Origin of the sequence: Bacillus pumilus (assembly GCF_900186955.1) — a bacterium.
GTDB classification, from domain to species: Bacteria; Bacillota; Bacilli; order Bacillales; family Bacillaceae; genus Bacillus; species Bacillus pumilus.
Genome location: NZ_LT906438.1, coordinates 2427747 through 2451053, shown reverse-complemented (window position 1 = coordinate 2451053; position 23307 = coordinate 2427747). Strand labels below are relative to the sequence as shown.

Sequence of the window (23307 nt, the reverse complement as noted above, 5' to 3'; positions counted from 1 at the left end):
ATACGTTTAGACCAGTATAGAAAGCAAGTGTCCGTTTGAGGCATTTGGCTTTGGAGGGCTGTTATGAAGGTTCGGGAAACTGAACTGCCAGGTATCGGTCACAAAGCCGAAATGATCACAAGAAATAATGAGAAGCTTGCCATCATTACACACGATGACGGCAGGAGAGAGAAATGTATCATTTTCAAGAGGACGATCATGAAGAATCTATTTCTAGTATCTTGCTAAACGATGAAGAAGCAAGACAAATTGCAGCAATCTTAGGCGGCATGGTATATAAGCCGAAAGCGCTTGAAACTGTAGAAGTAGCCATTGATAAACTGATGATTGAATGGTTTAAGATTGAAAAGAATGCACCAGCTGTTCAGCAAACAATCGGTGACCTGAGTGTCCGCCAATATGATCAAGTAACAGTCATCGCTATCGTGAGAAAATCATATGAGAAAATGAATCCAGGACCTGAAACGGTCATTGAAGAAGGGGATACCCTTGTTATTTCTGGAGAAAGACAAGAAAAAAAGAATCTCATTTTAAAAAAACTCAGCAGCTAATTCATGCCCATGCTGTTAGATTTTCTTCCGCACTTTTCTTTCTGTGTTTAAAAAGGACTATGAAAAGGGAAGAATAAAAGAAAAAGCTTGGGGGATATGTAGATGAACAAACAACAATGGACCATCATACTCGCATTTATTTTCGTATTAATTGTCTCAGTATTTGCCGTAATCAATGTGCGGCCGGTGCAAGTTGACTACTTATTTGGATCGGCTGAATGGCCGCTGATCCTTGTCATTATTGGTTCTGTGCTCATGGGCGGACTCATTGTGGCTTTTGCAGGGATTTTCCAAATTATGAAACTAAAACGTGAACTAAAGGCATTAAAAGCTGAGCGTGCAGCCGCACCTGCACCTGCTGTTTCGAATAAAAAGATCGACAAAGACGTTCAAAAGAAACCGAATGTGACGCCTTTAAAAGAACAGCCAGCATCATTTAACCGGAAGGAAAAATAATCTTCCAGCACAATTTCATAAAATAAAAATTGAAACCCCTCAGGCCACTCTAGTATAATAGTGTGGTTGAGGGGTGAATTTATGTTATTATCCAAAATGCGCTGGGAATATGAACATCCAAGCGAAGAAAAAGTGAAATCACTCTCTGAAAATCTGAATATTTCAGCGCTGACTGCATCGCTTCTTGTAAAAAGAGGACTTGAAGAAGTAGAAGAAGCGAGGTCTTTTTTATTTGATCAAAAAGCCGAATTTCATGATCCATTTCTATTAAAAGGAATGAAAGAGGCAGTAGAGCGCATCAACAAAGCGATCGAAGAGCAGGAATCGATTGTGATCTTCGGAGACTATGATGCGGATGGTGTGACAAGTACGTCTGTGCTTTTACATACATTAAAAGAGTTGTCTGCGAAAGTAGACTTTTATATTCCAGATCGATTTAAAGAAGGCTATGGGCCTAATGAACAGGCTTTCCGATATATCAAAGAGCAAGGCGCATCGCTTGTCATCACCGTCGATACAGGCATTGCAGCTGTAAATGAAGCACGTATTGCAAAAGAAATAGGGTTAGACCTGATCATTACAGATCACCATGAACCAAGTGAGGAACTGCCTGAGGCACTTGCGATTGTTCATCCTAAGCAGCCAGGCTGTGAGTATCCCTTTAAAGAACTTGCCGGTGTAGGCGTAGCATTTAAAGTGGCGCATGCACTTCTTGGAAAGCTGCCAACTCAGCTGTTAGATCTTGCGGCAATTGGGACAATAGCGGATCTTGTGCCGCTTCATGATGAGAATAGATGGCTCGCTAAAAAAGGGCTTATGCAGCTTAGGCAGTCGAATAGACCAGGGCTGAAGGCGTTATTGAAAGAAGCAGGTGCTACTCTTGAAGAAGCAAATGAGGAAACGGTCGGCTTTCAAATTGCGCCAAGGCTGAATGCTGTAGGACGAATTGAACAGGCCGATCCAGCTGTTCATCTTCTCATGACAGAGGATAAGGATGAAGCAGAAGAACTCGCTCGTTTTGTACAAGAACTGAATAAAGAACGTCAAAAAATTGTGAGTACGATCACAGAAGAAGCCATTCAAATGGTGGAAGAGACAGGTGATGACCAGTCTGCAATCGTAGTAGCGAAAGCTGGCTGGAATCCGGGTGTTGTCGGAATTGTTGCCTCTAAATTGACGGATACATTTTCTCGTCCGGCGATTGTGCTTGGAATAGATGAAGAGACGCAAATGGCAAAAGGATCAGCGCGGAGTATTCCTGGCTTCGATCTATTTTTCCATTTAAGCAAATGCCGTGACATTCTGCCGCATTTTGGCGGGCACCCGATGGCTGCGGGTATGACACTTCGAGCGGATGATGTTCCTTTACTAAGGGAAAGATTAAATCAATATGCGAATGAAACGTTGACAGAAGAAGATTTTATTCCGATTCAGCGGGTTGATGCTGTATGCAAGGTAGACGAGTTGACGGTTGAAGCAATTGAAGAAGTGGGGATGCTGTCACCATTTGGCATGCAGAATCCAAAGCCGTTCATCATGATTGAAGATGTGAGACTTGAAGAAATCCGAACAATTGGAGCAAATCAGAATCATATTAAAATGTCTCTGAAAGACGAAGACCAGCTGCTTGACTGTGTCGGTTTTCATCAAGGTCAATTAAAAGAAGAAGTTGTCACAGGTAGCCGCATTTCCGTCATTGGTGAAATGTCCATCAATGAATGGAATAACCGGAAGAAACCACAGCTCATGCTAAAAGATGCCCGAGTAGATGAGTGGCAGCTGTTTGATTTGCGCGGCAAAAAGGATTGGGAAAAGACAATCTCCACGCTTGACCCAGAAAAATATGTGGTGGTCTGTTTTGACGAAGAAACAAAACAGGAAGTCAAAATCCCGATTCATCATGTCCATGCAGAAAATGTTTCAACATTCGATGTAGAAGGCAAGTATGTTGTCTTTGCAGATGTTCCAGCAGATGAACACTTACTAAGGCAGCTGTTAGAAAACCAAAAGCCAGCTAGAGTTTATACGGTTTTCCAAAGAAAAGAAGATCATTTCATGTCCTCTTTCCCTAGCCGTGATCAATTCAAATGGTTTTATGGATTCTTGTTAAAGCGAGGAAGTTTCCCTCTCAAGGAGCAAGGAATGGAGCTTGCGAAACATAGAGGCTGGACAAAAGATACAATGATTTTTATGACAAAGGTGTTTTTTGAACTCGGTTTTGTTAAAATAGAGAATGGTGTGCTGTCAATAGTACGTGATGCCCCTAAAAAAGATTTAACAGCATCAGCATCCTATACAGCAAAACAACGATTGATGGAACTCGATCAAACACTAACATATTCCTCAGCCAAAGAGCTGAAGGAATGGCTGAATAGCATAATGAGCGAAGTCTCACCTGTGCTTTGACGTACGAGGAGGAAAAGGAAAAGATGGATTTAAAACAATATGTGACAGTTGTACCTGACTACCCAAAGGAAGGTGTACAATTTAAAGATATTACAACGTTAATGGATAAAGGCGAAGTGTACCGTTATGCAACGGATCAAATCGTTGAATACGCGAAGGAAAGAGACATTGATCTCATTGTTGGACCTGAAGCGCGTGGATTCATTATTGGCTGCCCTGTAGCATACGCACTTGGTGTAGGTTTTGCACCGGTTCGTAAAGAAGGAAAGCTTCCTCGTGAAGTCGTTAAAGTCGAATACGGCTTAGAATATGGGAAAGATGTATTAACGATTCATAAAGATGCGATTCGTCCTGGTCAACGTGTATTGATTACAGATGACTTACTTGCGACTGGTGGAACAATTGAAGCGTCCATCAAGCTTGTAGAGGAATTGGGCGGCGTTGTGGCAGGAATTGCATTCTTGATTGAGCTGACGTATCTGGACGGCAGAAAGAAGCTTGACGGTTACGACATCTTGACGTTAATGCAATACTAATGGAGTTTTACGAAAAAAGCACTCGGTAGGAAGGGTGCTTTTTTCCTATCAAAAATCTTTTAGCGGACTTCTTCTCTTTACATCTATCGAATTTTTCTTGATAATAAACTACAATACAGTTTTCATTTAAAAAGGTGATTCCATGGCGAACGAACAAGTTTTAACGGCGCAGCAGGTCATTGACAATGCAAGAGAATACCTGTCCGCTGAACATATTCAATTTATAGAGCGAGCATATGAATATGCTGAAAATGCACATAAGGAGCAATACCGGAAGTCTGGTGAGCCTTATATTATCCATCCAATTCAAGTGGCGGGGATTCTTGTTGACCTTGAAATGGACCCATCGACCATTGCAGGAGGTTTCCTGCACGATGTTGTCGAGGATACAGATGTGACATTACAGGATTTAAAAGAGCATTTTAACGAAGAAGTTGCGATGCTTGTTGATGGTGTAACAAAGCTCGGGAAGATTAAATATAAATCACAAGAAGAACAGCAGGCCGAAAACCATCGAAAAATGTTTGTGGCAATGGCGCAGGATATACGCGTCATCTTGATTAAACTGGCAGACCGTCTGCACAATATGAGAACGCTCAAACACCTTCCTCAGGAAAAGCAGCGTAGAATTTCAAATGAAACCCTTGAAATCTTTGCACCGCTTGCGCACAGATTAGGGATTTCAAAGATTAAGTGGGAGCTTGAAGATACAGCGCTCCGTTACTTAAATCCGCAGCAATATTACCGGATCGTGAATCTCATGAAGCGTAAACGAGCGGAACGTGAGGAATACTTGGACGAGGTTGTCAATGAAGTAAAAGATCGTGTGTCAGAGGTAAACATCAAGGCTGAATTTTCCGGAAGACCAAAGCATATTTATAGTATTTATCGCAAAATGGTCCTGCAAAATAAGCAGTTTAATGAAATTTATGATCTGCTGGCCGTTCGTATTTTGGTTGACAGCATTAAAGACTGCTATGCTGTGCTCGGGATTATCCATACATGCTGGAAGCCGATGCCAGGCAGGTTTAAGGATTATATTGCAATGCCAAAGCCGAACATGTACCAATCGCTTCATACAACAGTGATTGGGCCAAAAGGTGACCCGCTTGAAGTTCAAATCCGAACAGTGGAAATGCATGAAATTGCAGAGTACGGAATTGCTGCGCACTGGGCATACAAAGAAGGAAAAGAGTCAGCAGAATCAACGGAGGAAGCTGTCTTCCAGAAGAAGCTCTCTTGGTTTAGAGAAATCCTTGAATTCCAAAATGAATCGACAGATGCAGAAGAATTTATGGAATCGTTAAAAATCGATCTCTTCTCTGATATGGTGTTTGTCTTTACTCCAAAAGGAGACGTCATTGAACTGCCATCGGGTTCCGTGCCGATTGACTTCTCTTACCGGATTCACTCGGAAATTGGGAACAAAACGATCGGTGCGAAGGTCAACGGAAAGATGGTCACGCTCGATCATAAATTGAAAACAGGTGACATTATTGAAATTCTGACATCAAAGCACAGCTATGGACCAAGTCAGGATTGGGTCAAACTTGCCCAAACCTCCCAAGCGAAGCACAAGATCAGACAGTTTTTCAAAAAACAGCGCCGTGAAGAAAATGTCGGAAAAGGCCGAGAACTCGTGGAGAAAGAAATCAAAAACCTTGAGTTTGATGTCAAAGACATCCTGACAGCTGAAAACCTGCAAAAAGTGGCTGACAAATTTAATTTCTCAAACGAAGAGGACATGTATGCAGCGGTTGGTTATAACGGAATTACTGCACTCCAAGTCGCCAATCGTTTAACTGAAAAAGAAAGAAAACAAAGAGATCAAGAAGAACAAGAAAAAACAGTTCAAGAAGTGACTGTAGAGCCAAAGACGTATCACGGGAAGAAACGAGAAGCAGGTGTAAGAGTCAAAGGGATAGATAACCTGCTTGTCCGCTTATCTAAGTGCTGTAATCCTGTTCCAGGTGATAGCATTGTTGGTTTTATTACGAAAGGCCGAGGCGTATCTGTTCACCGTGATGACTGTCCGAACGTGAAGACAGGAGAAGCGCAGGAACGGTTAATTCCGGTAGAGTGGGAGCATGAACAGCCTGCTCGAAACCGTAAAGAATACAATGTGGAAATTGAAATATTAGGATATGACAGACGCGGCTTACTCAATGAGGTGCTTCAAGCAGTCAACGAAACCAAAACGAACATCTCGTCGGTTTCTGGTAAGTCTGATCGTAACAAAGTGGCGACGATCCATATGGCGATCTTTATTCAAAATATTAACCATTTACACAAAGTGGTAGAACGCATTAAACAAATCAAAGACATTTACTCTGTTCGCCGATTCATGAATTAGAAAGGAAGTATATCGTCTATGAGGCTTGTTGTGCAGCGTGTGACAAGTGCATCTGTGAAGGTAGAAGAAGAGATCACAGGAGCCATCAATGAAGGATATATGGTACTCGTTGGTGTCACACACGAAGATACAGAAGAAGATGTGCATTATTTAGCTGATAAGCTTGCACATTTACGTATTTTTGAGGATGAAAACGGGAAAATGAATCATTCGTTATTGGATGTAAAAGGAAGCGTGCTGTCTGTGTCTCAGTTTACCCTTTATGGTGATACGAGAAAGGGCAGAAGGCCAAATTTTATGAAAGCAGCCAAGCCAGATGCGGCGAACGCCCTTTACGAATGTTTCAATAAAGCCCTTAGAGAAAAAGGCATTCATGTAGAAACTGGCCGTTTTGGCGCGATGATGGATGTGTCATTGACCAATTCAGGACCTGTCACCATCTGGATGGATAGCAAAGAATAGATTCACTTTAGACTGTAGATAAACTCATGCAGGAGTTTGTTTAGAGTCTTTTTCTTTTGCGACCAAACAAAAAAGAGGCGCAGTGGCCTCTTTTTTCTAGCGGAAATATTGTTTTAATCCTTCTGTCATTCCTTCTGTGACTCGTTCTTGGTAAGAGGCGCTATAAATGATGGCTTCCTCCTGAGGATTGCTTAAATAGCCGAGTTCATATAAAAGAGAAGGACGTTTGTTTTCTCTTAACACAAAATAATCTCCGAATTTGACACCCTTATCAGGGATTTGAGAGCGTTTAGCGACTTCTGTATGAACGTTTGTCGCTAATTGCTGGTCTTTTGCTGCTTGATAATAATACGCCGTACTTCCTCTGACACTTTGGTCCATAAAACTATCATAATGAAGACTAATAAATGCATCTGCATTTCTGTAATGAGATGTCGCGACCCTCGATTGAAGGCTGATAAAAGTATCTTCACTTCTAGTTAAATAAACATTTGCTCCAGAAGCCCTTAATTTGCCTGCCAGTAAATTGGCGGTTTTGATGGTAATGTTCTTCTCAAACGCACCATCTGCGCCAATCGTACCGCTGTCTTTTCCGCCATGACCTGGATCAAGAACAATCGTTTTTCCTTTTAAAGAACCAGTTCCTGACGATGAATCCTGCTGTGGTCTTGGTGCCTCGCTGCTATTTTTATTCGTTTGAACGACCCAGCTTGCCACATAACCAGTTCCGCCGTTTGATAATGTCACCTCGTACCAGTCACCTTGCGTGCGAACAATTTGATAGGCAGCACCTTTTGTGGCTCTTTCTGCAATCTGAGCAGAGGTAGAAGCACTTTTTCGAATGTTGGTGCCATCGTAAACAATGTACGCTTTCTTTTGGGAAGCCGATGAAGATGAGTTCTTTTCACCCTCCGAACTCGCTCCATTGCTTGTGACGATGTAATAGCTTGCTGCCCAGCCTTTCACGCCTTTTGCCTCAATTTCATACCAGCCGTTCTGCTCGCGCAAAATGGTGATCTGTGTGTTGCGGGCAAGTGAAGCGACGACTTGTGCATTTGGTGCCGCCGATTGCCTTACATTCAAGCTCGATACGCCAACTGTGCCTGTCTGTTTAGAGCGAGAGGACTCGCCAGAGCTTGATTGAGCAGCTTTTTGGCCGCCTGACACATAATCAGAGTGAACCCAGCCTACTGCTTGTTTATACGAAATTTTTGTCCATTCGCCGCTTGTCTGCAGCTTTTTAGCCGAAGCGCCTTGCGGGAAAGTTCCGACGACTTGATAGGAAGTCCCAGGGCCTGTCCGTATGCGAAGATCAGAGGCTGTCGATGTAATGGAACTGCTCTCTGCTGAGCTTTGATTTTGTGTCTTCGGCTTAGCAGACTTTTGGCTGCCAGATGATGTTGTAATCAGCCATGAGACGACCCAGCCTTTTTGACCGTTCGATAGCCCGATCTGCACCCATTCTCCTTGTTTCGTGAGAATGGGATAGCTTTCTCCGCGCTTCACAACAGCTGCGATTCCATAGCTTAAACCAGGACCCGTTCTCACATTGATTTCATCTGTAGCGACCACAGCTTGATCTGTTTGTGCTGTAGCATGTGCCATAGGCAAAGTACTTGCGATAAGAACAAAACAGGTAAGAAGCATCATCATTTGATTGTGTTTTTTTAGATTCAAAACGGTGTTTTCCCCTCCCTTGTAAAACCGATGAATGTAAATTCGTTATGTAATGGACTAATTCCTTGCAGTTTCCCTAATAAAATTGAATCAATCTGTTTATACTAAATAAAAACGTGATAAAAGGATGTACAAACATGAGATTAAGCAGAAAATTAGGACGAGTGCAATATAATGGACATCGTGATATCGATCGCTGGCAGCACGACGAAATGGATCAACCAGGCTTCCTTGAAGAAACCGCATCTGAATACGGATGTACGTCAAAAGAAGAGCTGGAAAAGAAAAAGAGGCACGGCAAGGGTTGACAGAGTGGCAGCACCGACCTTATTATAATATAAATCAACACACTTGAAAATTTAAAATGTGGAACTGATGATAGAGAATAGTAGGGTAAATTGCGTGAGCAGAGAGGAATCGCCTTAGGCTGAAAGCGAATCCGCATGGCATTTATCACGAAAGAACACTCTGTAGGTTTCCTGCTGAACGCTCTAAAAATGAGTCAATAGGCGGAGAACGTGAATCTGCGTTAAGGATTTGAGCGGGAACATGGCTAGATCATGTTCCAACTAGGGTGGCACCACGGGTATAACTCTCGTCCCTACTATACACATAGTAGAGGCGGGGGTTTTTTATATGTCCACATAAAAAATGAATGATGGTCGTAGGAGGACGAAAAATGAGTTTTAATATTCCAAGAGGCACACAGGATATTTTACCTGGAGAGTCAGAACGCTGGCAGTATGTTGAACAAATTGCAAGAGATACATGTGCGGCCTTTCAATACAAAGAAATCCGCACACCGATTTTTGAGCATACAGAGCTGTTTGCACGGGGAGTAGGCGAATCAACCGATATCGTTCAAAAAGAGATGTATACATTTGAAGATAAAAAGGGACGCAGCATCACCCTTCGTCCAGAGGGAACGGCATCAACCGTACGTTCTTATGTTGAAAATAAATTATTTGCACAGCCGGCGCAGCCAACAAAGCTGTATTACATTGGACCGATGTTCCGCTATGAACGTCCGCAAACGGGAAGATATCGTCAATTTTATCAGTTTGGGATTGAAGCGATCGGTTCAAAGGATCCAGCCATTGATGCAGAAGTTATTTCCCTTGCGATGAGTGTTTATGAGAAGGCAGGTCTTTCTAACTTAAAGCTCGTCATTAACAGCCTTGGTGACAAAGAGAGCCGTGCAGATTACCGCAAGGCACTTGTCGAGCACTTTGAGCCAAGGATCGATGAATTCTGTCATGACTGTCAAACCCGTTTACATCAAAATCCGCTGCGAATTCTTGATTGTAAAAAGGATCGTGACCACGAATTGATGGCAACGGCTCCATCCATTCAAGATTATTTAAATGATGAATCACGGACTTATTTTGAAAAGGTCAAACAATACTTAACAGATATAGGCGTTGAATATGTCGTCGATCCGAACTTAGTGCGCGGCCTTGATTACTACAATCACACGGCATTTGAGATCATGAGTAATGCTGAAGGCTTTGGTGCGATTACCACATTAGCCGGCGGAGGCCGATATGATGGACTTGTTGAAGGAATTGGCGGTCCTGAATCACCAGGAATCGGTTTTGCTATGAGTATTGAGCGTTTCCTATCAGCAATCGATGCTGAAGGGATTGATCTTCCATTGCAAGATGGCATTGATCTATACATTGCTGCACTCGGTGATGATGCGAAAGATTACGCTGTTTCATTATTAAATCGTCTGAGAAAAGAAGGCATTTCAAGTGAAATGGACTATACAGGGAAGAAATTAAAAGGACAATTTAAAGCGGCTGATCGATTAAAAGCCAAGTTTATTGCTGTCCTTGGTGAAGATGAGCTGGCGCAGCACATTGTGAATGTAAAAGATACGACAACGGGTGAACAAATTGAAGTGAAGCTTGATGAGCTGATTCAAATGATGAAGGCCCACAAGAAGGCGTAAAGAAGGAGTGGAATGTTTGTGTTTGGTAGAACTTTTTATTGTGGAGAAGTAACAGAAGACCAAATCGGTCAAACCGTTGTATTAAAAGGATGGGTTCAAAAAAGACGTGACCTTGGCGGATTAATCTTTATTGATCTGCGTGACCGTACAGGAATTGTACAAGCTGTCTTCAATCCAGACCTTTCAAAAGAGGCACTTGAGACAGCAGAATCGATTCGTAATGAATATGTCCTTGATATTAAAGGAACGGTTGTCGCAAGAGAAGAAGCAACAATTAATCCAAATCTAAAAACAGGGAAAATTGAAATACAAGTCGAAACGGTCAGCGTGTTAAATGAAGCGAAGACCCCTCCTTTTGTGATTTCAGATCAAGCGGACGAGGTATCAGAAGATGTGCGCCTTAAATACCGTTACTTAGACCTTCGCCGTCCTGCTATGTTTGAAACGATGAAAATGCGACACGAGGTTACAAGAGCATTCCGCCATTTCTTAGATGACAACGGCTTTCTAGATATTGAAACACCAATTTTAACAAAAAGTACGCCAGAGGGTGCACGTGACTATCTTGTTCCAAGCCGTGTACACGAAGGAGAGTTCTATGCCTTGCCTCAGTCCCCGCAATTATTTAAACAATTGCTGATGGTCTCAGGAATGGATCGTTACTATCAAATTGCCCGCTGCTTTAGAGATGAAGACTTGCGTGCTGACCGTCAGCCGGAATTCACACAAGTCGATATCGAAATGTCCTTTATGAGTCAAGAGGACATTATGACGCTTGCTGAAGAGATGATGGCAAAGGTGATGAAAGATGTCAAAGGCGTAGAGCTGACATTGCCATTACCTCGTATGACCTATGATGAAGCAATGAATTCTTATGGTTCTGATAAACCAGATACACGTTTTGAGATGAAGCTTGTCAACATTTCAGACACGGTAAAAGACTCTGATTTCAAAGTCTTTAGCGGAGCTGTAAAAAATGGTGGAGCTGTGAAAGCCATCAATGTCAAAGGGGCTGCAGCGAATTACTCAAGAAAAGACATTGATGCCCTTGGTGCATTTGCTGCGAACTACGGTGCAAAAGGTCTAGCTTGGCTTAAAGCAGAAGGGACAGAATTAAAAGGGCCGATTGCTAAATTCTTTGACGAAGCAAAGCAAGCAGAATTAAAAGAGCAGCTTCAAGTCGAAGAAGGCGACCTTTTACTCTTTGTTGCAGATAAGACGTCTGTTGTCCATGACGCACTTGGTGCCCTTCGCTTAAAACTCGGCAAAGAGCTTGAACTCATCGATGAGTCTGTATTCAACTTCTTATGGGTTGTGGATTGGCCGCTGCTTGAAAAAGATGAAGAAGAAGGACGCTTCTATGCTGCCCATCATCCTTTCACAATGCCAGTACGCGACGATCTTGAATTAATTGAGACAAGCCCAGAAGACATGAAGGCACAGGCATATGATCTTGTCCTGAATGGCTATGAGCTTGGCGGAGGTTCGATTCGTATTTTCGAAAAGGACATTCAAGAAAAAATGTTTAGCTTACTTGGTTTTTCAAAAGAAGAGGCTTATGAACAATTCGGCTTCCTTCTAGATGCTTTTGAGCACGGTGTTCCTCCGCACGGCGGAATTGCGCTTGGTCTTGACCGCTTAGTGATGCTGCTTGCCGGCCGCTCTAACCTAAGAGACACGATTGCATTCCCGAAAACGGCAAGTGCGAGCTGCGTGCTAACAGATGCTCCAGGTCATGTGAGCGAAGCGCAGCTTGATGAGCTAAGTTTAGCGATTAAAACAAAAGTAAAACAGTAAAATAGACGCATGGATATAGGCATGTAAACGCTTGAAAAAGCGGCATGCCTATGATATGCTTTCATCAATCAATAAATAAAGTCCTGATACGTACGGTGGTTACCTAGTTTTGACCGAACATTTTTTTATACGGGAGCTTGCCTTTCCTTTCTGCATAAATGCCTCTTTAGAGGACTTATAAAGTCAGGAAGAAAGCACCCACCTGCATGGTGCGGGGTTCAAAACGAAGGAAAAGCTGGCGGCGTTGTCGGGACTTTTTTGTGTTTTTTTCTTTTTCAGAAGGATGACGAAGAAGGTTGAATATGATATGATTCTTTCGATTCATTTTAAATAAAGGTGGAGTGAGGCACTTGTTACATCAGTTTTCAAGAAACGAGCTTGCCATTGGCAAGGAAGGCTTAGATATATTAAAAAACAGTACAGTTGCAGTGCTTGGTGTGGGCGGCGTTGGTTCATTTGCAGTTGAGGCACTCGCTCGTTCAGGCGTTGGCCGTATTGTTCTTGTTGATAAAGATGATATTGATATTACAAATGTAAATCGTCAGCTGCCAGCATTGCTTTCAACAGTTGGTCAGCCAAAGGTTGACTTAATGCAGGCGAGAATCGCTGATATTAATCCAGAATGTGAAGTTGTTGCACTCAAGATGTTTTATACAGAGGAAACATATGAACAATTTTTTGAATATCCACTTGATTATGTCATCGATGCGTCAGATACGATTCACTATAAAATTCATTTAATGAAAGAGTGTCTGAAACGAGGTGTGAACATCATTTCGAGTATGGGAGCTGCAAACAAAACAGATCCGACCCGCTTCAAAATTGATGACATTTCAAAAACACATACCGACCCAATTGCAAAAGTCGTGAGAACGCGTCTACGCAAAGAAGGGATTCGTAAAGGAATTGAAGTCATTTTCTCTGATGAAAGTCCGATTGTCATCCGCGAAGATGTCAGAAAAGAAGTTGGAAATGATGAAGCGAAGATTCGCAAGGCACAAATGCCGCCATCATCCAACGCATTCGTCCCATCTGTTGCAGGACTGATCATGGGTGGTCATGTCATTATGCAGCTTTTAAAAGATATTCCAATTACACGTGTGAAGGATAAATAAACAGCCCACCTGCTAATAGGCAGGGGCCAGCGTGTAGACAAACCCTTGCATTCGGTGTCAGATCTGCGCTTCGGTGCTCACGAATGTTAAATTCGCTCCGCTCCGATGCTCGTCCTTCCTAGACTGCAAAGGTTTTCTATTACGCTGAAAAGAAGACAAAGGGCTAAAATCAAGATCATTTTAGCCCTTTGTCAACAATCTGACAGCCCACCTGCTAATAGGCAGGTGGGCTTTTTTATTTTTGGCGTTTTAAATTCTCATATACCTGTTTTAGTGCGCCTTCAAATTTACCTGTTTGCTTTGGTTCATAGTATTGCTTGTTTTTCAGAGGATCAGGTAAGTATTGCTGCTTCACCCAGCCGTTTTCATAATCGTGTGGGTATAAGTAATCGACGCCTCTGCCGAGTGCTGTGGCTCCTTTGTAGTGAGCATCCTTTAAATGAACAGGGATTTCACCAATTTTCCCTGAACGAATGTCACCAAGTGCCGCATCGATCGCCTTATATGCTGAGTTGGACTTAGGAGAAAGACACAGTTCAATGACTGCGTTAGCCAGCGGAATTCGTGCTTCCGGGAAGCCGACTCTTTCTGCTGTTTGAACAGCGCTTAACACACGAGGGCCTGCCTGCGGACTAGCTAAGCCAATATCTTCGTAAGCCATCACGAGTAATCTCCTTGAAATGCTTTCGAGGTCCCCTGCTTCAATCAGTCTGGCAAGGTAATGCAGCGCCGCATCTGCGTCAGAGCCTCTAATGGATTTTTGAAAAGCCGAGAGGACATCGTAATGAGCATCACCATTCTTATCATGTGAGAAGCTCTTTTTTTGTAAACATTCTTCTGCTGCGGCAAGAGTGATCATAATATGCCCAGCATCATCTGCTTTTGTCGATAAAACAGCTAGTTCTAAAGCATTTAAAGCAGAGCGTACGTCCCCGCCGCATCCATTGGAAAAATGATTCATCGCTTCATCGTCCACTGTCACCTCATAACCGCCAAGTCCGCGATGTTCATCCTGTAACGCTCTTGTTAATGCAGCTTTGATTTGCTCTGTTTCAAGCGGTTTTAGCTCAAATATTTGTGTCCGGCTTCGGATGGCAGGGTTGATCACATGATAGGGGTTAGCTGTCGTTGCGCCAATTAAAATGATCATGCCATTTTCTAAATAAGGAAGAAGAAAATCCTGCTTTCCTTTATCAAGCCTGTGAACCTCATCTAAAATGAGGATGACCTGGCCGCTCATTTTCGCTTCAGCGGCGACAGCTTCCATATCCTTTTTGTTATGAATGACCGCATTCAACGTCCGAAACGCAATGCTTGTACTGCCAGCGATCGCCGTCGCAATCGATGTTTTTCCGATGCCCGGCGGTCCGTATAAAATCATCGAGGATAAATGTTTTGCCTCGACCATTCGTTTAATAATTTGACCTTCTCCAACGAGATGCTCCTGCCCAATGATGTCTTCAATATGACTTGGGCGCATCCGGTACGCTAAAGGTTTCATGATTATCTCTCCTAAAGCAATGTCTTGTTTGTATAGAGTACCGAAATTTCTTCAAATAGAAAAGGGATGCGTCCTCTTATAGCGCTCAGAACCGGCAAATGAAAGTTGGCTAAAAGTATGATATAATTGCTTTTGGTCTATATAAGCGTATATGAAATCAGAAAATTAATTGATGACATAGAAATAGAAAACGCAGAGGTGTTTAACTTGAAAATTTCTACTAAAGGCAGATATGGTCTGACGATCATGATCGAATTAGCCAAAAAACATGGCGAAGGCCCTACATCATTAAAATCAATCGCTCAAAACAATAATTTGTCTGAGCATTATTTAGAGCAGCTTGTATCACCACTTCGGAATGCCCGTCTTGTGAAAAGTATTCGCGGTGCATACGGCGGCTATGTTCTTGCACATGAACCAAACGAGATCACAGCCGGTGATATTATTCGTGTATTAGAAGGACCGATTAGTCCTGTCGAAGTCATTGAAAACGAAGAACCAGCAAAGCGTGCACTTTGGATTCGGATTCGTGATGCAGTAAAAGACGTACTGGACAATACAACTCTTGAAGACTTGGCAAGCTATAAAGATGACGAGGATCAAGAGGCGTATATGTTCTATATTTAGATCAGAGGTGTACCGGGAATGGAACGTATCTATTTAGATCATGCAGCCACAACGCCGATGGATCAGCGTATTGTGGACAAGATGATGCCTTACTTTACAGAGATATTTGGCAATCCCTCTAGTATTCATTCATATGGGCGCGAGGCAAGAAAGTGGCTCGATGAAGCAAGAGAAGTGATTGCAGGAGAATTACACTGTAAACCACAGGAGATCATCCTCACAAGTGGAGGAACAGAGGCGGACAACCTGGCGATTACAGGTGTGGCCATGGCAAGACAGCATGAAGGAAAACATATCATTACAGCAAAAACAGAGCATCATGCGGTGCTGCACACATGTGAACGCCTAGAGAAGCTAGGATTTGACGTGACATATTTAGATGTGGATGAAACTGGATTGATTCATCTTGAACAACTAAAACAAGCACTAAGAGATGATACGATTCTTGTGACCATCATGTACGGCAATAATGAAACAGGTGTGATTCAGCCAATCAAAGACATTGGCGAGCTTTTACACAATCACACTGCTCATTTTCATACAGACGCCGTGCAGGCGTTTGGAACAATGCCAATCGATGTAGCAGACCTTCATATTGATCTCTTATCTGCTTCTGGCCATAAGCTAAATGGTCCAATGGGAACGGGCTTTTTATATGTAAACGAAGGCGTGAAACTTTCTCCGCAAATTTTCGGAGGAGAACAAGAAAGAAAACGCCGTGCTGGCACTGAAAATGTGGCAGGAATCGTCGGACTTGCAGAAGCTGTTCAATTAACGAAGCAAAATAGAAGAGAAAAAGCCATGCATTATGGTAAGCTCAAAGAAATCATGCTACAAGTATTCGAAGAGGAATCACTCGATTTCTCTATCAATGGGCACCCGGAAGAGACATTGCCGCACATTTTAAATGTTCATTTCCCGGGCGTTTCTATCGAATCGTTACTTGTGAATTTAGATATGGAAGGAATTGCTGTTTCAAGTGGGTCTGCATGTACGGCTGGATCCGTCCTTCCTTCACACGTGTTAAGCGCCATGTATGGCGAAGAAGCAGACAAGCTGACGTCCTCAGTCAGAATAAGCTTCGGTCTTGGGAATGAAGAGGATCATGTGAAGCAGGCGGCGCGCAAGATAGTAGCTGTTGTCAAACGCTTAGCCAAATAAACGTTCCTCTTTTGTTCGTGTGTGAAAAATGAAACAGCCAGGCACCTGAAGAACGAAACGCACATGCTGTTTCATTGAAAATGGAGTTGATGAAGATGACAAAAAGACCAGAAGACACAAGAGTTGTGGTCGGTATGTCCGGTGGAGTCGATTCATCAGTTGCTGCTCTTATGTTAAAGGAGCAAGGCTATGATGTAATCGGCATATTTATGAAAAACTGGGATGACACAGATGAAAATGGTGTATGTACAGCAACGGAGGACTATGAGGATGTCATCCGCGTATGCAACCAAATTGGAATCCCTTATTATGCAGTGAATTTCGAGAAGCAATATTGGGACAAAGTGTTTCAATATTTCCTTGATGAATATAAAGCGGGCAGAACGCCAAACCCAGATGTCATGTGCAACAAAGAAATTAAGTTCAAAGCGTTCCTTGAGCACGCATTGTCACTCGGTGCGGATTATTTAGCAACAGGTCACTATGCGCGCGTCGACAGAACTGGCGATGAAGTTAAAATGCTAAGAGGTCTTGATGCCAACAAAGACCAAACGTATTTCTTAAATCAGCTGACTCAGGAACAGCTTGATAAAGTCATGTTTCCAATCGGTGATCTAGAGAAAAAAAGGGTTCGTGAATTGGCAAAAGAAGCAGAGCTTGCAACAGCAACGAAAAAAGATTCAACGGGTATTTGCTTTATTGGAGAAAGAAACTTTAAAACGTTCCTTAGTCAATATTTGCCTGCCCAGCCTGGCGTGATGCAGACGATGGACGGAGAAGTTAAAGGGGAGCACGATGGACTGATGTATTACACGATCGGTCAGCGCCAAGGTCTAGGCATTGGCGGCAGCGGTGATCCTTGGTTTGTCGTTGGAAAAGACTTGGAACAAAATATTCTGTTTGTCGAACAAGGTTTCCACAATCCACTTTTATATTCTGAAAGCATTTCAGCCGTCAATATTAGCTGGACTCGTCCTCATATTGTCGGTGAAAACGGTGAATTAACCTGCACGGCTAAATTCAGATACCGTCAAGAAGATCACCATGTGAAGGTGAAAATGACAGGTGAGCAAGAAGCGATGGTCATCTTTGATGAACCTGTTCGTGCTGTCACACCAGGACAAGCGGTTGTTTTTTATGATGGCGACGAATGTCTCGGCGGCGGAACAATTGACGATGTCTTTAAGGACGGCCAAAAGCTGTCGTATGTGTAACATGTTTTCAAAACCTCAACGTCGCTGTTGAGGTTTTTTAATGAAAGGATGAGAGAGCGAATGAATCATAACGAAATCGGAATAGAAGCCTTAAATCAAGGGAACATCGAAAAAGCAGCAGAAGCTTTTACGAAAGCCATTGAAGAAAGCCCGAAAGACCCGGTTCCATATATTAACTTTGCGAACTTGCTTTCAAGCATCAATGAATTTGAACGTGCGTTAAACTTCTTTCAAAAAGCAATAGAACTTGATCACGCCGCAGCTGCAGCCTATTACGGGGCAGGAAATGTCTACACATTAAAAGAAGACTTTATGAAAGCAAAAGACTATTTTGAACAAGCACTTCAAGCTGGGATGGAAAATAGTGATTTATTTTATATGCTGGGGCAAACGCTCATCAAATTAGAGCAGCCGAAGCTTGCGATGCCTTATCTTCAGCGTGCCATCGAACTGAATGAAGATGATAATGAAGCAAGGTTCCAATTTGGCATGTGCTTAGCCAATGAACAGTTGCTGGAAGAAGCGGTGACGACCTTTACCGAGGTGATCGCGCGTGATCCGCAGCATGCAGATGCCTTTTATAATTTAGGGGTTGCGTATGCATACTTAGAGAAAAAAGACGAAGCACTTGAGATGCTAGGAAAAGCGATTGACGTGCAGCCTGACCATATGCTGGCACTACATGCGCAAAAGCTAATTCAAGAGGCAGAATAGACGGAAGGAGGGAAGACCTGTGCAGGAACATCCAGATCAAATGAAGCTTGAGGACGAACCATTTTTAAAGGGGACAGTTCAAGCCGTTATTTTCCATAATGAAAGTAATTTATACTCGGTGTTAAAGGTGAAAGTCATTGAAACATCGGAAAACTTAGAGGAAAAAACAGCATCTGTCACAGGCTACTTCCCAGCACTTCATGAGGAAGAAACTTACACCTTCTATGGCAAAGTCACAAGTCACCCGAAATTTGGTGAACAGTTTCAGGCGACTCATTTTCAAAAGGAAGTACCGACAACAAAGCAAGGAATCATTCATTATCTCTCAAGTGATTTATTCGAAGGGATAGGGAAAAAGACGGCGGAAGAAATTGTGGGGCAGCTTGGCAGTCAGACGCTTCATAAAATTATGCGTGACCCAGCTGTTTTGTATGACGTTCCGCGCTTATCAAAAAAGAAGGCAGATAAGCTGGCCGCAGCGCTCCAGGAGCATCAAGGATTGGAACAAATCATGATCAGCCTGAATCAATATGGCTTTGGTCCACAGCTCAGCATGAAGATATATCAAGTGTACGAGAGTGAGACGCTGCAGAAGATTGAAGAAAACCCTTATCAGCTCGTCAAGGATGTCGAAGGAATCGGATTTATTAAGGCGGATGAACTTGGCGCTAGAACCGGTATCTCAGGAAATGACCCAGAGCGAATCCGTGCAGCCTTGCTTTATACAGTGGAGACAGCCAGCCTTCAGGACGGTCATACGTACATACAAACAAAGGATTTGATCGTCGAAACCCGAAAACTGCTCAATCAGACAGGCAATGAGTACAAAGTGACGGAAATGGACGTCGCCAATCAGATCATTGCACTTGGCGAAGGGAAAGAGATGATCATTGAAGATGAGCGCTGCTATCATCCGTCCTTATTTTATGCCGAGCAAAGTGTCGCCAAACGTATACAAAAAATCGTCTCCCAAACGGAATATGCAGACCAATTCCCTGAATCAGAATTCCTTCTAGCCCTTGGTGAGCTAGAGGAACGGCTGGGCGTCCAGTATGCACCGACACAAAAAGAAGCGATTCAAAAGGCGCTCATGTCCCCAATGCTGCTTTTAACAGGCGGACCTGGGACTGGGAAGACAACAGTCATTAAAGGGATTGTTGAGCTTTACAGCGATCTTCACGGTGTATCTCTTGATCCGAGTGATTACAAAAAAGATGAATCCTTTCCATTTGTGCTTGCGGCGCCAACTGGACGAGCAGCTAAACGAATGACAGAATCAACAGGGCTTCCAGCTGTGACGATTCACCGGCTGCTTGGTTGGAACGGGTCAGAGGGATTCTCGCATGATGAAGAACAGCCGATCGAAGGAAAGCTTGTCATTATTGATGAATCAAGTATGCTAGATATTTGGCTTGCGAATCACTTGTTTAAAGCCATTCCTGACCATATCCAAGTGATCATGGTTGGGGATGAACATCAGCTTCCGTCTGTCGGACCAGGCCAAGTGTTAAGAGACTTGCTTGCATCACAAGCTGTGCCAGCTGTTACCCTGACAGATATTTACCGTCAGGCAGACGGCTCCAGCATTGTTGAGCTTGCACATGATATGAAAAATGGCGTCCTGCCAAAGGATATTACCGCACGTTCAAAGGATCGATCTTTCATAAAATGCTCAGTTGATCAAATGAAAGAAGTGATTGAGAAAGTCGTCAGCAATGCTGCTCAAAAAGGCTATTCAGCTAAAGACATTCAAGTGCTTGCGCCCATGTATAAAGGAAAAGCAGGCATTAATGAGCTCAATAAAATGCTGCAGCACATTTTAAATCCTAAAAAACCAAAGGGCAGAGAAATCCCGTTTGGTGATGTGGTGTACCGGACCGGTGATAAAGTGCTTCAGCTTGTGAATCAGCCGGAGAACAATATTTTTAACGGTGATATTGGCGAAATTGTCTCGATTTTTTATGCGAAAGAAAACACGGAAAAAGAAGACATGGCTGTGATCTCCTTTGATGGGAATGAAATCACCTTTACAAAAAAGGATTTTCATCAATTTACACATGCCTATTGCTGCTCCATCCACAAATCACAAGGCAGTGAATTCCCCATCGTTGTGCTTCCAGTCGTGAGAAGCTACTACAGAATGCTTCGGCGAAATCTGCTGTACACAGCCATTACACGAAGTAAAAAGTTTTTAATTCTGTGCGGCGAGGAATCAGCACTGGAGTGGGGCGTGAAAAACAATGAGGATTCGCTCAGACAAACGTCCTTAACGATGCGGCTCGTGCAAACCGAAGAGGTTATGGATGCGGAGCTTGCAGCACTTCAAAAAGAACTGCCGTTTAGCGTGCATGATGCAAATATCGGTATGGAGGGAATCACTCCATTTGATTTTATGCATGAATAAAAGGCTTCCAGATGGGAGCCTTTTTTAGCATGAAAAGAAATCCTCATATTTCGTTCATGGAAGCCATTTCTTCGTATGAGTCTTGCAGTAAACGCACACGATAAGACTGTTCCGCAAAAGGTGGTTGAGCACATTTTGAGAACATGTCGAGAGCTTGAAGGAATGTCAATCTATACAGGTGAAACGTCTCATTCACTTGGCTCGATAAAAGATATTTGCTTATTAGCCGGAGGCAGCTGCGGAGGATATGTGTTAGATGGGAAAAAGAAAGACTGTGCACTCGTTCCATTCTCGGCTGGGGATCAGCTGACAGACAAAGGCTTATATGTGAGCTGCCAGGAGGGAATAGGCATGGATTCCTCCGCCCCATCCTTCTTATTTTCGAAATTGAAAAAGAAAATGATGCAGTCGCCTGATGGTGAAAATTTAGGCATTTTGGAAGATGTATACTTTTGCACAAATTCGGGCACAATCGTAGCATATGAACTCTCGGACGGCTTCTTTACAGAGCTATCAGGGATTCGAAAACAGCTTCAGGCTGCCGGAACCTTGATCAACGTTCAAAAGGAAGCACTTGTTCTAAACCGAACGTAAAGAGGTGCTGATTATGCTCATTTGCCCAAATTGCAAATGTAAAGACATCGGAAAAATTGGGGTCAATCAATATTATTGCTGGGGCTGTTTTATTGAATTGACGCTGTCAAAAGGCAAAATATCTACACACCAAGTGGAAGAAGACGGAACACTAAGCAGCTTAGATGATCTGTTTAGTGATGATGAACGTTCAATTCAACTATAAGTGTTAAGGGGGAATTTCGAATGGGCAAAATGACTTCTTCACTATTAACGCTTGGTGCAGGTGCACTCGCATATCACTTTGCAAGCCGATATGATATGCCATCAAAGCGGGATATGAAAAAGCTAAGAAAACGCGTTATGAGAATGATGTAAACAAAAAGACATCCGCCAAAAGCGGATGTCCTTTTTTATGCCTGCCTATATTCTAATCGGCGCGCGAGTAATGATAAGCTGAAATTGACGACAAAATACATCATCGCTGCTAATAGGAAAATGGGCAGTAAGTAAGATTGGCTCTGACCGTTTAATATTTGAGCGTGATGCAATAGCTCTGGAAGGGCAATGACAACAGCTAGTGACGTATCTTTTAAAAGAGAGATGAACTGACTAACAATTGGCGGTACCATACGGCGTAAAGCCTGCGGCATAATAATCATTTTTAACGTTTGGATATAGGTTAAACCTGAAGACCTGGCTGCTTCGATCTGCCCCTTATCAATTGATTTTAAACCGCTCCGAATAATTTCTGACAGCATCGCTGATTCAAATACGGTTAAAGCTGCGATAGCCGAGGCTGTAATGCTCAGCTTAATGCCGATTTCGGGCAGTGCAAAATATGTGAAAAAGATGATCAATAAGAGCGGCAGGTTTCGAATGGTTTCGACGACGACTGCAAGTATCTTTGATAAAACCGGAATCTGAGCGAACCGCAATGTGCCAATGACTAATCCAATGAGAAAGCTCAAAATGATGGAGATAAAAGCCACTTTTAAGGTGACAGCAAATCCTTCAAGTAAAAAGGCGAGATGATCAGGCTGGTAGGCACCTAGAAAATCCATGATGTTTCCTCCTTTCTAGTGGCTTCTTGCTAATCTTTTTTCTAAATAACCAACGCCTAAACTGAGCGGAATCGTTAATAGTAGATAGAACATGGCAACAAAGATGTAGACATCAAATGTCACAAATGTTCTAGAAGCGATGAGGTCTCCTTGATACATGAGATCAAACCCTGCAATGACACCTAAAATAGAGGAGTTTTTGACAAGGTTAATAAATTGATTCCCAAGAGGGGGAATGACAATTTTAATCGCTTGCGGCAGAATAATATACCGCATCGTCCCGCCATAGGATAGACCTGAAGCACGGGCTGCTTCCATTTGTCCAAGCGGTACAGCTTGTATCCCTGCGCGAATGGCTTCAGCAATAAAGGCAGAGGTATAAATGGCAAGGGCAATTGTGCCAGCGGTGAAGCCATCTGCTACAATGCCTAGCACGGGTAATCCAAAGAAGAAGACAAATGTAATCAATAATAACGGAATATTCCGAACAAACTCCACGTAAGCTGTTCCTAACCAGTTGAGCGGCCTAAGTGGCGCAATTCTCATAATGGCAATGAGTGTACCGATCAAAAAGCTTCCAATCAAAGCAATGACACTTGCACCAATGGTATATTTAAAGCCTTCTACATAAAGATGAAAATTTTCAATAAGAATGGAAAACCGTAGCAATCAGTTCACTTCCTTCCTGATCAACAGGTGAGCCAATGAGCGGCTCACCCTGAGAGAATCATTCTTCACACGT

21 protein-coding genes, 1 other RNA gene, 1 pseudogene and 1 other annotated feature are annotated in these 23307 nt (G+C 42.9%); of the genes and pseudogenes, 19 read left to right on the top strand and 4 right to left on the bottom strand.

Going from position 1 to position 23307, the window contains the following annotated elements:
• Positions 1-63 precede the first annotated feature (63 nt).
• The 6 genes and pseudogenes from CKW02_RS12620 to dtd all read left to right on the top strand — a co-directional run bounded on the left by CKW02_RS12620 (position 64) and on the right by dtd (position 6764).
• Positions 64-551, top strand: a pseudogene (locus CKW02_RS12620) (cation:proton antiporter regulatory subunit).
• A gap of 102 nt (positions 552-653) precedes the next feature.
• A complete protein-coding gene (locus tag CKW02_RS12615; RefSeq protein ID WP_003216178.1) occupies positions 654-1007 on the top strand; it encodes a LapA family protein in 354 nt (117 codons plus the stop codon).
• A gap of 81 nt (positions 1008-1088) precedes the next feature.
• Positions 1089-3413 carry a single-stranded-DNA-specific exonuclease RecJ gene (gene recJ / locus CKW02_RS12610; protein WP_003216405.1) on the top strand — a complete coding sequence of 775 codons (2325 nt, stop codon included), beginning with the start codon at positions 1089-1091 and terminating at the stop codon, positions 3411-3413.
• A 23-nt stretch (positions 3414-3436) separates the two neighbouring features.
• The gene (locus tag CKW02_RS12605) at positions 3437-3949 is read left to right on the top strand and encodes an adenine phosphoribosyltransferase (RefSeq protein WP_003216770.1); all 513 of its coding nucleotides are present in this window, start codon (positions 3437-3439) and stop codon (positions 3947-3949) included.
• Positions 3950-4091: 142 nt separating this feature from the next.
• A complete protein-coding gene (locus tag CKW02_RS12600; protein WP_003216285.1) occupies positions 4092-6302 on the top strand; it encodes a RelA/SpoT family protein in 2211 nt (736 codons plus the stop codon).
• Positions 6303-6320: 18 nt separating this feature from the next.
• A complete protein-coding gene (gene dtd / locus CKW02_RS12595) occupies positions 6321-6764 on the top strand; it encodes a D-aminoacyl-tRNA deacylase (protein ID WP_003216527.1) in 444 nt (147 codons plus the stop codon).
• 96 nt (positions 6765-6860) lie between these two features.
• On the opposite strand, the gene CKW02_RS12590 is transcribed toward dtd, so the two are convergent.
• Positions 6861-8441, bottom strand: a complete 1581-nt coding sequence (locus tag CKW02_RS12590; protein ID WP_003216815.1) for an N-acetylmuramoyl-L-alanine amidase family protein — start codon at positions 8439-8441, stop codon at positions 6861-6863.
• Positions 8442-8578: 137 nt separating this feature from the next.
• On the opposite strand from CKW02_RS12590, the gene CKW02_RS20315 reads away from it, so the two are divergent.
• From CKW02_RS20315 to CKW02_RS12570, 5 genes are all read left to right on the top strand, one after another.
• A complete protein-coding gene (locus tag CKW02_RS20315; protein WP_003216250.1) occupies positions 8579-8749 on the top strand; it encodes a YrzK family protein in 171 nt (56 codons plus the stop codon).
• Between the two features lie 58 nt (positions 8750-8807).
• Positions 8808-9047: a binding site (T-box leader), on the top strand.
• 73 nt (positions 9048-9120) lie between these two features.
• Positions 9121-10395, top strand: coding sequence for a histidine--tRNA ligase (hisS, locus tag CKW02_RS12585; protein WP_003216423.1), 1275 nt, complete (start codon positions 9121-9123; stop codon positions 10393-10395).
• 18 nt (positions 10396-10413) lie between these two features.
• Positions 10414-12192 carry an aspartate--tRNA ligase gene (gene aspS, locus CKW02_RS12580; protein ID WP_095117949.1) on the top strand — a complete coding sequence of 593 codons (1779 nt, stop codon included), beginning with the start codon at positions 10414-10416 and terminating at the stop codon, positions 12190-12192.
• Positions 12193-12269: 77 nt separating this feature from the next.
• Positions 12270-12450: non-coding RNA, 6S RNA (gene ssrS, locus CKW02_RS12575), on the top strand.
• Between the two features lie 92 nt (positions 12451-12542).
• On the top strand, positions 12543-13307 hold the full coding sequence (locus CKW02_RS12570) for a tRNA threonylcarbamoyladenosine dehydratase (RefSeq protein ID WP_003216704.1): 765 nt from the start codon (positions 12543-12545) through the stop codon (positions 13305-13307).
• Between the two features lie 235 nt (positions 13308-13542).
• Here CKW02_RS12570 and CKW02_RS12565 read toward each other — a convergent pair whose 3' ends face one another.
• Complete coding sequence (locus CKW02_RS12565) at positions 13543-14808, bottom strand: replication-associated recombination protein A (protein ID WP_003216609.1); 1266 nt, start codon at positions 14806-14808, stop codon at positions 13543-13545.
• A 207-nt stretch (positions 14809-15015) separates the two neighbouring features.
• Between CKW02_RS12565 and cymR the strand changes: the two genes are divergently transcribed.
• The 8 genes from cymR (at position 15016) to CKW02_RS12525 (ending at position 21879) form a co-directional block, all read left to right on the top strand.
• A complete protein-coding gene (cymR, locus tag CKW02_RS12560) occupies positions 15016-15435 on the top strand; it encodes a cysteine metabolism transcriptional regulator CymR (protein WP_034620651.1) in 420 nt (139 codons plus the stop codon).
• A gap of 18 nt (positions 15436-15453) precedes the next feature.
• Positions 15454-16596, top strand: coding sequence for a cysteine desulfurase family protein (locus CKW02_RS12555; protein WP_003216474.1), 1143 nt, complete (start codon positions 15454-15456; stop codon positions 16594-16596).
• 95 nt (positions 16597-16691) lie between these two features.
• Entirely contained in the window at positions 16692-17810 is a 1119-nt protein-coding gene (mnmA, locus tag CKW02_RS12550; RefSeq protein WP_003216305.1) for a tRNA 2-thiouridine(34) synthase MnmA, read from the top strand.
• Between the two features lie 60 nt (positions 17811-17870).
• Positions 17871-18524 carry a tetratricopeptide repeat protein gene (locus CKW02_RS12545; protein ID WP_003216571.1) on the top strand — a complete coding sequence of 218 codons (654 nt, stop codon included), beginning with the start codon at positions 17871-17873 and terminating at the stop codon, positions 18522-18524.
• A gap of 19 nt (positions 18525-18543) precedes the next feature.
• A complete protein-coding gene (recD2, locus tag CKW02_RS12540; RefSeq protein ID WP_003216666.1) occupies positions 18544-20928 on the top strand; it encodes an SF1B family DNA helicase RecD2 in 2385 nt (794 codons plus the stop codon).
• Between the two features lie 135 nt (positions 20929-21063).
• On the top strand, positions 21064-21522 hold the full coding sequence (locus CKW02_RS12535; RefSeq protein WP_034620649.1) for a PRC-barrel domain-containing protein: 459 nt from the start codon (positions 21064-21066) through the stop codon (positions 21520-21522).
• Positions 21523-21535: 13 nt separating this feature from the next.
• Complete coding sequence (locus CKW02_RS12530) at positions 21536-21727, top strand: hypothetical protein (protein ID WP_003216308.1); 192 nt, start codon at positions 21536-21538, stop codon at positions 21725-21727.
• Positions 21728-21747: 20 nt separating this feature from the next.
• A complete protein-coding gene (locus CKW02_RS12525; RefSeq protein WP_003216198.1) occupies positions 21748-21879 on the top strand; it encodes a YrzQ family protein in 132 nt (43 codons plus the stop codon).
• Between the two features lie 35 nt (positions 21880-21914).
• On the opposite strand, the gene CKW02_RS12520 is transcribed toward CKW02_RS12525, so the two are convergent.
• Positions 21915-22565, bottom strand: a complete 651-nt coding sequence (locus CKW02_RS12520) for an amino acid ABC transporter permease (RefSeq protein WP_003216394.1) — start codon at positions 22563-22565, stop codon at positions 21915-21917.
• A gap of 15 nt (positions 22566-22580) precedes the next feature.
• A complete protein-coding gene (locus CKW02_RS12515; RefSeq protein WP_003216507.1) occupies positions 22581-23234 on the bottom strand; it encodes an amino acid ABC transporter permease in 654 nt (217 codons plus the stop codon).
• Positions 23235-23307 lie beyond the last annotated feature (73 nt).

Excerpts from the sequence above, each read along its gene's own strand:
- CKW02_RS12615 (WP_003216178.1), top strand. The coding sequence starts at position 654 with ATGAACAAACAACAATGGACCATCATACTCGCATTTATTTTCGTATTA.
- recJ (WP_003216405.1), top strand. The coding sequence starts at position 1,089 with ATGTTATTATCCAAAATGCGCTGGGAATATGAACATCCAAGCGAAGAA.
- CKW02_RS12605 (WP_003216770.1), top strand. The coding sequence starts at position 3,437 with ATGGATTTAAAACAATATGTGACAGTTGTACCTGACTACCCAAAGGAA.
- CKW02_RS12600 (WP_003216285.1), top strand. The coding sequence starts at position 4,092 with ATGGCGAACGAACAAGTTTTAACGGCGCAGCAGGTCATTGACAATGCA.
- dtd (WP_003216527.1), top strand. The coding sequence starts at position 6,321 with ATGAGGCTTGTTGTGCAGCGTGTGACAAGTGCATCTGTGAAGGTAGAA.
- CKW02_RS20315 (WP_003216250.1), top strand. The coding sequence starts at position 8,579 with ATGAGATTAAGCAGAAAATTAGGACGAGTGCAATATAATGGACATCGT.
- hisS (WP_003216423.1), top strand. The coding sequence starts at position 9,121 with ATGAGTTTTAATATTCCAAGAGGCACACAGGATATTTTACCTGGAGAG.
- CKW02_RS12565 (WP_003216609.1), bottom strand. The coding sequence starts at position 14,808 with ATGAAACCTTTAGCGTACCGGATGCGCCCAAGTCATATTGAAGACATC.
- CKW02_RS12555 (WP_003216474.1), top strand. The coding sequence starts at position 15,454 with ATGGAACGTATCTATTTAGATCATGCAGCCACAACGCCGATGGATCAG.
- mnmA (WP_003216305.1), top strand. The coding sequence starts at position 16,692 with ATGACAAAAAGACCAGAAGACACAAGAGTTGTGGTCGGTATGTCCGGT.
- CKW02_RS12545 (WP_003216571.1), top strand. The coding sequence starts at position 17,871 with ATGAATCATAACGAAATCGGAATAGAAGCCTTAAATCAAGGGAACATC.
- CKW02_RS12530 (WP_003216308.1), top strand. The coding sequence starts at position 21,536 with ATGCTCATTTGCCCAAATTGCAAATGTAAAGACATCGGAAAAATTGGG.
- CKW02_RS12525 (WP_003216198.1), top strand. The coding sequence starts at position 21,748 with ATGGGCAAAATGACTTCTTCACTATTAACGCTTGGTGCAGGTGCACTC.
- CKW02_RS12520 (WP_003216394.1), bottom strand. The coding sequence starts at position 22,565 with ATGGATTTTCTAGGTGCCTACCAGCCTGATCATCTCGCCTTTTTACTT.